We start from the raw sequence: 11,194 nt of genomic DNA on the forward strand, positions 1-11,194 counted from the left end.
CCCTCGGCTACCCCGTCGCCCTCAAGGCCACCGCCCCGCACCTGCGGCACCGCGCGGACCTGGGCGGCGTACGCCTCGACCTCGCGGACGAGGACCAACTGCGGCGGTCGTACGCCGAGTTGACCGAACTGTTCGGCGCGCCCGAGGAGCTGCGCCCGGTCGTGCAGCGGATGGCGCCGCGCGGCGTGGACGTCGTCGTACGGGCCGTCATCGACCCCGCGGCCGGAGCCGTGCTCTCCTTCGGGCTCGCCGGGGCCGCCTCGCAGCTGCTCGGGGACACGGCCCACCGGCTGATCCCGGTCACCGACAAGGAGGCGACCTCCCTGGTGCGCTCGATCCGCACCGCGCCCCTGCTGTTCGGCTGGCGCGGCTCCGCACCGGCCGACACCGGCGCCCTGGAGGAGCTGCTGCTGAGGGTGTCCCGGCTGGTCGACGACCACCCCGAGGTCGTAGCGGTCACCCTGGAGCCGGTCGTCGTCGCCTCGCACGGCCTGAGCGTCCTGGGCGCCTCGGTCCGCCTCGCGCCCCCGCCCGCCCGCGACGACCTCGGCCCGCGGACCCTGCCCGCCTACTGACAGGGGACCCTCCCCGCGTACTGACAGGGGGCGACCGGTGCCTCGCAGTCAGTGGGCCCCCGTAGGATGGGCGTCATGGCCAAGACCAGTACGACGACCCAGGGGCTGCGGGCGGCGATCGAGCGCAGCGGCTACTACCCGGCCCTCGTGGCCGAGGCGGTGGAGGCCGCCGTGGGCGGCGAGCCCATCCGGTCGTACCTGGTCCACCAGGAGACGACGTTCGACCAGAACGAGGTGCGGCGGCACGTGACGGTGCTCGTCCTCACCGACCACCGCTTCATCGTGAGCCACACCGACGAACAGGCCGCCGACAGCACCTCCCCGACGCCGTACGCCACGACGTCGACGGAGTCCGTGAAGCTGAGCCGCATCTCGTCGATCGTGGTCAGCCGCGTGGTCGCCAACCCCGAGTCGTACAAGCCGGGCACCCTGCCCCGTGAGGTCGTCCTCACCATCGGCTGGGGCGCCGTCTCCCGCATCGACCTGGAACCGGCCGCCTGCGGCGACCCCAACTGCGAGGCGGACCACGGCTACACGGGCAACTCGACGGCGGACGACCTCAGCCTGCGCGTCAGCGAGGCGGGGGACGGACCGGAGACCGTGCGCCAGGCACTCGTCTTCGCGCAGGCCCTCTCCGAGGCGACCGCGGACAGCGCCCGCTGATGGCACAGCCGAACACGGCCTGGGACCACCATCCCGAACCGCTCACCGTCACCTCCGCGCCGGCCCCCGAGTACGGCAGCGGCTCCCTCGCCGACCTGCTGCCCACGCTGGCCGCCGGCCTGGGCGTGCCGGGCATGACCGCCGCGATCCCCGAGCTGACCCCCGCCGACCGGAACTGCGTGTTCCTGATCGACGGCCTCGGCTGGGAGCAGCTCAGGGCGCACCCCGAGGACGCCCCCTTCATGACGTCCCTGCTCGCCACCTCGCGCGGTGGCACCGGACGTCCGCTCACCGCCGGCTACCCGGCGACCACGGCCACCTCCCTGGCCTCCGTCGGCACCGGCCTGCCGCCCGGCGTGCACGGCCTGCCCGGCTACACCGTGCGCAACCCGGACACCGGCGAGCTGATGAACCAGCTGCGCTGGCAGCCGTGGACACCGCCCGGCGCCTGGCAGCCGTACCCGACGGTCTTCCAACTGGCGCAGGAGGCGGGGGTACACGCCGCGCAGGTGTCGTCCCCGACCTTCGAGAACACCCCGCTGACCAGGGTCGCGCTCAGCGGCGGAACGTTCCTCGGGCGGCTGACCGGCGAGGACCGCATGGACCTGGCGGCCGAGCAACTGGCCGCGGGCGACCGCTCCCTGGTCTACACGTACTTCGCCGAGGTCGACGGCGCCGGCCACCGCTTCGGCGTCGACTCCGACACCTGGCGCGGCCAGCTCATGTACGCCGACCGACTGGTCCAGCGCCTGGCCGAGCAACTGCCCCCGCGCAGCGCCCTCTACGTCACCGCCGACCACGGCATGATCGACGTGCCGTTCGACGAGGAGCACCGCATCGACTTCGACGAGGACTGGGAGCTGAGCGCCGGAGTCGCCCTGCTCGGCGGCGAGGGCCGCGCCCGGCACGTCTACGCGGTGCCCGGCGCCGCCAACGACGTCCTGACCTGCTGGCGCGAGGTGCTCGGCGAGCAGTTCTGGGTCGCCTCCCGCGACGAGGCCATCGCGGCGGGCTGGTTCGGCCCGAAGATCGACGAACGGGTGTACGGCCGGATCGGCGACGTGGTCGCCGCCGCGCGCGACGACGTCCTGCTCATCGCCTCCCAGCGGGAGCCGAAGGAGTCGGCGATGGTCGGCAACCACGGTTCGATGACCCCCGCCGAGCAGCTGGTCCCGCTGCTCGAAGTACGCTCCTGAAGCCCCGCCCCGACCTCTCCGCCTGACCTCTCACGCCGAAAGGTGCTCAACTCGACATGCCCGAGCTGGTGTTCTTCTCCGGAACGATGGACTGCGGGAAGTCGACGCTGGCTCTCCAGATCGAGCACAACCGCTCGGCGCGAGGCCTCCAGGGCATGATCTTCTCGCGTGACGACCGCGCCGGCCAGGGCAAGCTGTCCTCGCGCCTCGGCCTGGTCACGGACGCGGTGGAGGTCGAGGACGGCCAGGACCTCTACGCCTACCTCGTCGACCACCTCTCGCAGGGCGGCCGCGCGGACTACGTGATCGCCGACGAGGCGCAGTTCCTCGCGCCGGAGCAGATCGACCAGCTCGCGCGTGTGGTCGACGACCTGGGCCTCGACGTCTACGCCTTCGGCATCACGACCGACTTCCGCTCCAAGCTGTTCCCCGGCTCCCAGCGGCTGGTGGAACTGGCCGACCGGGTCGAGGTGCTCCAGGTCGAGGCCCTGTGCTGGTGCGGTGCCCGGGCCACGCACAACGCCCGCACGGTAGGCGGCGTCATGGTCGTCGAGGGCGCCCAGGTGGTCGTCGGGGACGTCACCCACTCCGCCGACGAGGTCGGCTACGAGGTCCTGTGCCGCCGCCACCACAGGCGCCGCATGACCTCGGCGACGGCCCACGCGGCGGCCCTGTCCCCGGACGTGCTGCCGGTGTCGCCTTCCTGACCCTCCGGCCGAGTCGTCCTCCGGCCATGTCGTCCTCCGGCCACCCGGTGGTGCCGTCCCGACCCCCGGCGCGCCCGCAGACGCTCAGCGCCGCCGTTGCAGGAGCGCGAACCGCGCCCCCTCCGGATCCGCCACCGTCGCCACCCGGCCGTGCGCGCTGTCGTGGGCCGGCTTGAGGACCTGCCCGCCCAGATGCACCAGGTGGTCCAGTGCGTCGCCGACGTCGGCGACCTGGAAGTACGTCACCCAGTGCGCGCCCCGATCGCGGGGCAGGGCCTGCCCCAGCCCGTGGATGCCGACGACGGGCCGGCCCGCGAGATTCAAGGTCACGTAGTCGAAGTCGGCGGACACCACCGGCTCCTCCTGGTAGCCGAACACCGTCCGGTAGAACTTGGCGACGGTCGCCGACTCGAAGGTCAGCAGCTCGTTCCAGGCGGGCGTGCCGTGGACGCCCGAGACGGCCGTGCCGAGATGCGCGGCGGCCTGCCACACGCCGAAGACCGCCCCCGAGGGATCGGAGCCGATCGCCAGGCGTCCGGCGTCGGCCGCGTCCAGCGGGCCCACGCCGATCGTGCCGCCGCAGCTGCGCACCGTCTCGGCGGTCAGATCCACGTTCTCCGAGGAGAAGTAGGGGGTCCACGCGATGGGCAGATGGCGGTCCGGCGGCAGCCGGCCGATCCCCGCCACCTCGTGCCCGTCGAGCAGCGCCCGTACGTACGGGCCGAGTTGCTGGGGGCCCGGCTGGAACTCCCAGCCGAACAGCGTCCCGTAGAACTCCTGGGTCGCGGCCGGCCCGTGCACCATCAGGCTCACCCAGCAGGGCGTGCCGGGCGCGTGCCGAGCGGGTGCTGCGCCGTTCGGGCCGGCTGACTCCCGTGCGTCGGTCATCGTCACTCTCTTCTCGGCCTCGCGGTGGGCGTGCTCTGCGCAGCCCCCGTGGGCACGCCCCGCGGGGCGGCCCCTGTCCGGGAGAATGCCTGATGTGCGGTGCGCTGTTCCTTGCGGCGCGCTTGTCGGCACGTGTCGTTCAGGTGTACAGCATGTGCCTGTCCCCGTACACCGCGTGATCGCCCGGCTCGGTCGAGCAGAGTAGCCGGACGCGGAGGGCACGGCCACCCCTGTGCGCGAGGATGGAGCCATGAACGCCATCATCTCCGCATCCGACCTCGCGAGCGACCTGACGGGCGCCAACCCGCCCGTCCTGCTCGATGTCCGCTGGCAGCTCACCGCGCCCAAGGCGACTGGTGAGCCGCCGTACGACGGCCGGGCCGCGTACGAGGCAGGGCACCTTCCCGGGGCCGTCTTCGTCGACCTGGACCGGGAGTTGGCCTCGGAGCCGGGGAAGGGCGGCCGGCATCCGCTGCCCGACCTCGCGCGCTTCGGTGCCGCGATGCGCCGGGCGGGCGTGTCGTCCGGGACGCCGGTGGTCGTCTACGACGGCGGCCAGGGCTGGGCGGCGGCCCGGGCGTGGTGGTTGCTGCGGTGGACGGGTCACCCGGACGTGCGGGTCCTCGACGGCGGGTTGCCGGCCTGGGAGGGGCCGTTGGAGAAGACCGTGCCGCAACCGGCCGAGGGTGACTTCGTGCCCGAGGCGGGGGCGGCCGGCCTGCTCGACGCCGACGCCGCCGCGGAGTTGGCGCGGTCCGGGGTGCTGCTGGACGCGCGGGCGGCAGAGCGGTACCGGGGCGAGGTCGAGCCGATCGATCCGGTGGCCGGGCACATCCCGGGCGCGGTGTCGGCGCCCACCACGGAGAACGTGGGGGCGGACGGGTGTTTCCTCCCCGCCGAGGAACTCCGGACGCGTTTCGAGGGGCTCGGCGTGACGGAGGATGCGCGGGTCGGCGTGTACTGCGGGTCGGGGGTGTCCGCGGCCCACGAGGTCCTGGCGTTGGCGGTCGCGGGCATTCCGGCGGAGCTGTACGTGGGTTCGTGGTCGGAGTGGTCCTCGGACCCGGACCGGCCGGTCGCGGTGGGACCGGATCCCCGGTAACCCGGCATGAGCGAGGGCCGCGCCCGGAAGGCGCGGCCCTCGTCATCGTGTAGCCGTAGCCGTAGCCGATCCGGCTACTCCTGCTTCTTGCGCCGCGTCCCGAACACGATCTCGTCCCAGCTCGGGACGGCGGCTCTGCGGCCCGGCCGGACGCCGTCGGCCTCGGCCTGGCGGTCGGTGGCGCCGATGAGCCGGTCCCGGTGGCTGCCGACGGAGCGTGGCATGAGAACGTCCGCGTAGGCGGAACCGGCCGAGGCGGCGGGAGCCGGGGGCTCCTCCTCCTCGGGTTCGGCGACGGGCTCTTCCTCGGGCTCCGGTGCCGGGCGCTCCGGCACCACCAGGTCGCCGCGGAAGCTCGGCACTGCCTCCAGCAGGCTGGTCAGCGAGTCCCGCTCACTCGTGCTCTCCTCCACCGGCTCGGACGCCGCTGCCGGAAGGCTGGGCCGCTCGCGGTCGGCGGAACGGTCCAGCGGCCGGTCGCGCGGCAGCCGGGCGATCCGCGGGACGAACGGGAAGCTGGGCTCGGGCGCGGCCAGGTCGTCGGACTCGCCGATGAGCATGCGCGCCTCGTCGTCGACGGCCTGGACGAGCCGCCGGGGCGGGTCGTACGTCCAGCTCGCCGAGTGCGGTTCGCCCGCGACGCAGTAGACCAGCAGGACTTCCCAGGTGCCGTCGTCGCGACGCCACGAGTCCCACTGGACGGTGTCCTTCTCGGCACCGCGCAGCAACAGCCGCTCCTGCACGGCCTCGCCCAGCGGCGGACCGGAGTTCTCGCCGGGGCGGCGGACCGGGGTCTTGCGGGCCCGCTCGGCCATGAACGCACGCTCGGCCAGCACCGGACCCTCGAAGCGGCGGACCCGGTCGACGGGGATGCCTGCCATCTGCGCGACCTCTTCCGCGGTCGCGCCGGCACGTATACGCGCCTGGATGTCGCGGGGGCGGAGATGGCTCTCCACCTCGATCTCGATCTGGCCGAGGCGAGGACGGTCGCCGCGCACGGCGGCGCGGAGCCGTTCGTCGATCGGAAGCGTGTACTCCGTGCTGTCCGCAGCCTTCAGCACCAGCCGTGTGCCGTCATTCGAGACGGCCACGACACGCAGTTCGGGCATGGGGACCTCCCGGGTGGTGCCTGCCGACGTCACGTGCGTCGCTGCTTCCGCTAGTCGAGTGTGGCCTGCCCGGGTGCAGCCTGCCACAACCTTGCCGAGTTGCCCGGCGTGTCGGGCGCGGGCCCTGGATCGCCGTTATGGCACGGTTACCTATTCGCAACGCTAAGTGACGAACTCTGTCACCCTGTGCAACTAGCCCCCCTCCCGGCGGTCCTTAAAGGCCCCGTACACCCTGACAGGAGACCGGACCCAGGGCTCGCCACAGTACTCCATTTGGGCCACGTGCGTGGATTGGCGCGCCGTCCAACTTCTGGCAAGGGGGCGGACTTGGCCGCCCTGTGCCCGCTTTCCGCGATCTTGAACGTGGGGAACTTCACGTGATCTCCAGAATCGGAACTATCAGTTCCTGACGCGCGTCCCCTTCTTGTGTAGTTGAACGGCCATGTGCGGGAAAGGCAGGCAAGGTCCGGGGATGCGTGAAAGGCCCGATGGCGTCGGTGGAACGAGCGAGCCCGAGACGGAGGGGAGCAAGCGGATCGACCTGGACATGCCCCAGGTCGCGGGCGGTGCCCTGGCGGCGGTCCTGGCCGCCGAACTGGCCTCGTACTTCGGGGTCTACGGCACGATCCTCGGCGCCGGCGTCGTCAGCGTCGTCGCGATCTGCGGTGGCACGCTCTTCCAGCACTTCTTCAGGCGCACCGGCGAGCAGCTCCGCGGCGCGACGGCGGTCGCCTCCCGGCAGGCGGCCGGGCCGACGGAACAAGCGCCTGCGGAGTCTGGCGAGTTCACCGCGGGCACCGTCCACCGCGCCCGGGCCCGGGGCTGGAAGCGGCCGGTGCTCGCGGCGGCGATCGTCTTCGGTCTCACGATGACCGGGATCACCACCTATGAACTGGTGTCGGGCCACAACCTGAGTAGCGGACGCAGCACGACCGTCGGCGACTTCTTCACCGGCGACGGCAAGTCCTCGTCGGACTCCGGAGGTTCGGACGGTTCCGGCGCCTCCAGCGACTCGGGCTCCTACGGTGAGTCCGGCCCCTACGGTGACGGCGACGCCACGACGAACAGCCCGTCCGGCACCACTCCTGAGAGTGAGCTCGCCTCGCCCTCACCCGACGAAGACGGCGGTACGGCACCGAGCCCGGCACCGACACCCACACCGAGCGCCGAGGGGAGCGAGGCCCCGGGGAACACCACCCCCAGTGCGTCGCCTACGCCCCCAGAACCCTCCGCAAGTAGTCGTTCTGGAACAGCCGATCAGGATCGAGACGGTCCCGCAACGCCGTGAACTCGGCGAAGCGCGGATACACCCGGGAGAAGTACTCTGCGTCCCGGGTGTGGATCTTGCCCCAGTGCGGACGGCCTTCGTGGGCGGTGAAGATCCGCTCGGCCGCGGTGAAGTACCGCTGGTAGGGCGTGCCCTGGAACATGTGGACGGCGATGTACGCGGTGCCCCGGCCCGAGGCGGTGGACAGGGTGATGTCGTCCGCCGGGGCGGTGCGCACCTCCACGGGGAAGCTGACCTTCAGGCCGGAGCGGTCGACCATCGTCTTCAGCTCGCGCAGCGTCTCGACGACGGCCGCGCGCGGAACGGCGTACTCCATCTCCACGAAGCGCACCCGGCGCGGAGACGTGAAGACCTTGTAAGGGATGTCGGTGTAGGTCCGCGCGGACAGGGCCTTGCTGGAGATCTGGGCGATCGCGGGGATCGTGGCGGGCACCGCGCGGCCGACCCAGTTGGCCACCTGGAAGGCCCCGTTGGAGAGGAACTCGTCCTCGAACCAGCTCTGGAGCTGGGGCACCGGCCTCTCGGGACCCGCGCTGCGGTTGTTGCGCTTGGTGTTGGTGTTCCCGGTGTGCGGGAACCAGTAGAACTCGAAGTGCTCGTTCTCGGCCCAGAGTTCCTCGAAGTCGGCAAGGACCCTGTCGAACGGCATCGGCTCCTCGCGGGCCGTGAGCAGGAAGACCGGCTCCACGGCGAAGGTGATCGCGGTGACGACGCCCAGGGCGCCGAGGCCGATGCGGGCGGCCGCGAAGACCTCCGGGTTCTCCTTCTCGGAGCAGGTGAGGACGGAGCCGTCGGCGGTGACCAGTTCCAGGCCCTTGATCTGGGCGGCGATCGAGCCGGAGTCGCGGCCCGTGCCGTGCGTGCCGGTACTGGTGGCTCCGGAGACCGTCTGCTCCATGATGTCGCCCATGTTCGTCAGCGACAGTCCCTCGCGCGCAAGAGCCACGTTGAGTCTCTTGAGCGGGGTGCCGGACTCCACCGTGACGGTCATGGCCTCGCGATCAATGTGGCGTATGCCGGTCAACAGTTGAGGACGGATCAACACACCGTCCGTCGCGGCTATGGACGTGAAGGAGTGCCCGGAGCCGACGGCCTTCACCTTCAGGCCGTCCTCGCCGGCCCGCCGCACGGCGGCGGCCAGCTCGTCGACGGAGGCCGGGGTGACCTCACGCGCGGGCCGCGCGGAGACGTTGCCGCCCCAGTTACGCCACGTGCCGTTCTTTCCGTTCGCTGTGCTGCTCAACGGAGCCTCCCCGACCCGTAGCCGGCCGCTTGAGCCGACGGAATCCGAGGAAACCCACCGCGACCGCGACGGCCCCGGCCACCGCCGGAACCCCGTACCCGGCACGCGCCCCGGCCGCGTCGATCACCCAGCCGGCCGCGGAGGAGCCGAGTGCGACCCCGACCGCGAGCCCGGTGCTCACCCAGGTCATGCCCTCGGTGAGCTGCGCGCGTGGTACGTGCTCTTCGATGAGGGACATCGTCGTGATCATCGTCGGAGCGATGGCCAGACCCGCAACGAACAGCGCCACGGCCAGAAACGGCAAGTTTCCGACCAGTAGGAGGGGGATCATACTCACGGCCATGGCGCACACGCCCAGCAGCCACCGGCGTTCCGGCGCCCCGGCGAAGTGCATCAGTCCGAAGACCATGCCCGCCACGCAGGAACCGGCCGCGTACAGCGCGAGGACGACGCTCGCGGCGGCCTTGTGCCCCTCCTCGTCGGCGAAGGCCACGGTGACCACGTCGACGGCGCCGAAGATCGCCCCGGTCGCCACGAAGGTGGCCACCAGGACCTGAAGACCCGGCGAGCGCATGGCCGTGCCCCCGCCACGGTGCTCGCGCGGATGCGGCTTCGGCTCGGTGGCGCGCTGCGCGGTCAGCCAGAAGACGCCGACGGCCAGGAAGCAGGCGGCGAGCAGCGGGCCGGCCTCCGGGAACCAGGCCGTGGACAGGCCGATGGAGATGATCGGCCCGAAGATGAAGCACACCTCGTCCACCACGGACTCGAAGGAGTACGCGGTGTGCAACTGCGGCGTGCCCCGGTACAGGGCCGCCCAGCGGGCCCGGATCATCGCGCCGACGCTCGGCACGCAGCCGATGCCGACGCACGCCACGAACAGCACCCAGTCCGGCCATCCGTAGTGCGCCGCGAACAGCAGCAGGGCCGCCGCGGCCAGCGAGATCAGCGTCGCCGGCCGCAGCACCCGCCGCTGTCCGTACTGGTCCACCAGTCGCGAGACCTGCGGTCCGGCCACCGCCGCCGCCAGCGCGATGGTGGCCGACAGGGCGCCGGCCAGGCCGTACCGCCCGGTGAGCTGGGAGACCATCGTGACGACGCCGATGCCCATCATCGACAGCGGCATACGGCCGAGGAAGCCCGCGGCGGAGAAGCCCTTGCTGCCGGGAGCGGCGAACAGGGCGCGGTAGGGGCTGGGCACGGGGTCTCCGGAAGGCTCAGTAAGCTGCGAACGCAGTCGACACAGATTACGCCGCGTGGTGCGCCCGACGCACCCGTCAGACCGCCCGGGACCGTCCGCCGCGCAGGTGTCACCCCGCCGTTTCCCGGCTGTCAGTACAGGGTGGCAGGATCGACTCATGCCAGACGCGCGCGATGTCACTCCCTACGACGCCCTGCTCCTGCTCTCCTTCGGCGGCCCGGAAGGCCCGGACGACGTGGTCCCGTTCCTGGAGAACGTGACGCGGGGGCGCGGCATCCCCAAGGAACGCCTCAAGGAAGTCGGGCAGCACTACTTCCTGTTCGGCGGGGTCAGCCCCATCAACGACCAGAACCGTGCCCTGCTGGACGCCCTGCGCAAGGACTTCGCCGACCACGGCCTGGACCTGCCGGTCTACTGGGGCAACCGCAACTGGGCGCCGTATCTGACCGACACGCTGCGCGAGATGGTCCGCGACGGCCGCCGCCGCATCCTGGTCCTCGCCACCAGCGCCTACGCCTCGTACTCGGGCTGCCGCCAGTACCGCGAGAACCTCGCCGACTCGCTCGCCGCCCTCAAGGCCGAGGGGCTGGAGCTGCCGAAGATCGACAAGCTCCGGCACTACTTCAACCACCCGGGGTTCCTCGAACCCATGATCGACGGGGTGATCCGGTCCCTCGCCGAGCTGCCCGAGGACGTCCGGGACGGGGCGCACATCGCCTTCTCGACGCACTCGATCCCGACGGCCTCCGCCGACACCTCCGGCCCCGTCGAGGACCACGGCGACGGCGGCGCGTACGTCAGGCAGCACCTGGACGTGGCGCAGCTGATCGCGGACGCCGTCCGGGAGCGCACCGGCGTCGACCACCCCTGGCAGCTCGTCTACCAGTCCCGCTCCGGCGCCCCGCACATCCCGTGGCTGGAGCCCGACATCTGCGACCACCTGGACGAGCGGCACGCGGCCGGTGTCCCGGCCGTGGTGATCGCCCCCATCGGGTTCGTCTCCGACCACATGGAGGTCCTCTACGACCTCGACACGGAGGCCAAGGCCAGGGCGGAGGAGCTGGGGCTGCCGATGCGTCGCTCGGCCACCGTCGGCGCCGACCCGAGGTTCGCCGCCGCGATCCGCGAGCTCGTCGTGGAGCGCGCCGCCGTCGAGCGCGGGCAGGAGGTCACCCCCTGCGCCCTGGCCTTGGCCTCCGTGTCGAGGTCGTAGAGGACCTCCATG

The 11,194-nt window shown here is 71.9% G+C and carries 10 protein-coding genes and 1 pseudogene; 7 read left to right on the top strand and 4 right to left on the bottom strand.

Annotated features, from left to right (window positions below):
* The 4 genes from CA983_RS32530 to CA983_RS32545 all read left to right on the top strand — a co-directional run.
* Positions 1-575 (top strand): acetate--CoA ligase family protein (locus tag CA983_RS32530; protein ID WP_208637090.1); only part of this gene is annotated, 575 nt, incomplete at its 5' end.
* 75 nt (positions 576-650) lie between these two features.
* The gene (locus CA983_RS32535; RefSeq protein ID WP_086604390.1) at positions 651-1,238 is read left to right on the top strand and encodes a DUF5998 family protein; all 588 of its coding nucleotides are present in this window, start codon (positions 651-653) and stop codon (positions 1,236-1,238) included.
* The gene (locus CA983_RS32540) at positions 1,238-2,434 is read left to right on the top strand and encodes an alkaline phosphatase family protein (protein ID WP_086604391.1); all 1,197 of its coding nucleotides are present in this window, start codon (positions 1,238-1,240) and stop codon (positions 2,432-2,434) included. The genes CA983_RS32535 and CA983_RS32540 overlap by 1 nt, the downstream gene beginning before the upstream one ends.
* Before the next feature lie 56 nt (positions 2,435-2,490).
* Positions 2,491-3,141 carry a thymidine kinase gene (locus tag CA983_RS32545; protein WP_086604392.1) on the top strand — a complete coding sequence of 217 codons (651 nt, stop codon included), beginning with the start codon at positions 2,491-2,493 and terminating at the stop codon, positions 3,139-3,141.
* Positions 3,142-3,225: 84 nt separating this feature from the next.
* Here CA983_RS32545 and CA983_RS32550 read toward each other — a convergent pair whose 3' ends face one another.
* Positions 3,226-4,029, bottom strand: a complete 804-nt coding sequence (locus tag CA983_RS32550) for a VOC family protein (protein ID WP_086604393.1) — start codon at positions 4,027-4,029, stop codon at positions 3,226-3,228.
* Between the two features lie 250 nt (positions 4,030-4,279).
* Between CA983_RS32550 and CA983_RS32555 the strand changes: the two genes are divergently transcribed.
* Positions 4,280-5,131, top strand: coding sequence for a sulfurtransferase (locus tag CA983_RS32555; protein WP_086604394.1), 852 nt, complete (start codon positions 4,280-4,282; stop codon positions 5,129-5,131).
* A 74-nt stretch (positions 5,132-5,205) separates the two neighbouring features.
* On the opposite strand, the gene sepH is transcribed toward CA983_RS32555, so the two are convergent.
* Complete coding sequence (gene sepH / locus CA983_RS32560; protein ID WP_086604395.1) at positions 5,206-6,240, bottom strand: septation protein SepH; 1,035 nt, start codon at positions 6,238-6,240, stop codon at positions 5,206-5,208.
* Between the two features lie 472 nt (positions 6,241-6,712).
* Here sepH and CA983_RS32565 point away from each other — a divergent pair, with 472 nt between their 5' ends.
* Positions 6,713-7,528, top strand: coding sequence for a hypothetical protein (locus CA983_RS32565; protein WP_167407514.1), 816 nt, complete (start codon positions 6,713-6,715; stop codon positions 7,526-7,528).
* On the opposite strand, the gene CA983_RS32570 is transcribed toward CA983_RS32565, so the two are convergent.
* Positions 7,452-8,771, bottom strand: a complete 1,320-nt coding sequence (locus CA983_RS32570) for a D-arabinono-1,4-lactone oxidase (protein ID WP_086604396.1) — start codon at positions 8,769-8,771, stop codon at positions 7,452-7,454. The two genes, CA983_RS32565 and CA983_RS32570, sit on opposite strands and share 77 nt — an antisense overlap.
* Positions 8,731-9,969, bottom strand: a complete 1,239-nt coding sequence (locus tag CA983_RS32575; protein ID WP_086604397.1) for an MFS transporter — start codon at positions 9,967-9,969, stop codon at positions 8,731-8,733. The genes CA983_RS32570 and CA983_RS32575 overlap by 41 nt, the downstream gene beginning before the upstream one ends.
* Before the next feature lie 157 nt (positions 9,970-10,126).
* On the opposite strand from CA983_RS32575, the pseudogene CA983_RS32580 reads away from it, so the two are divergent.
* A pseudogene (locus tag CA983_RS32580) lies at positions 10,127-11,173 on the top strand (ferrochelatase); the annotation flags it as partial.
* Positions 11,174-11,194 lie beyond the last annotated feature (21 nt).

Origin of the sequence: Streptomyces swartbergensis, assembly GCF_002148965.1 — a bacterium.
Taxonomy (GTDB): Bacteria; Actinomycetota; Actinomycetes; order Streptomycetales; family Streptomycetaceae; genus Streptomyces; species Streptomyces swartbergensis.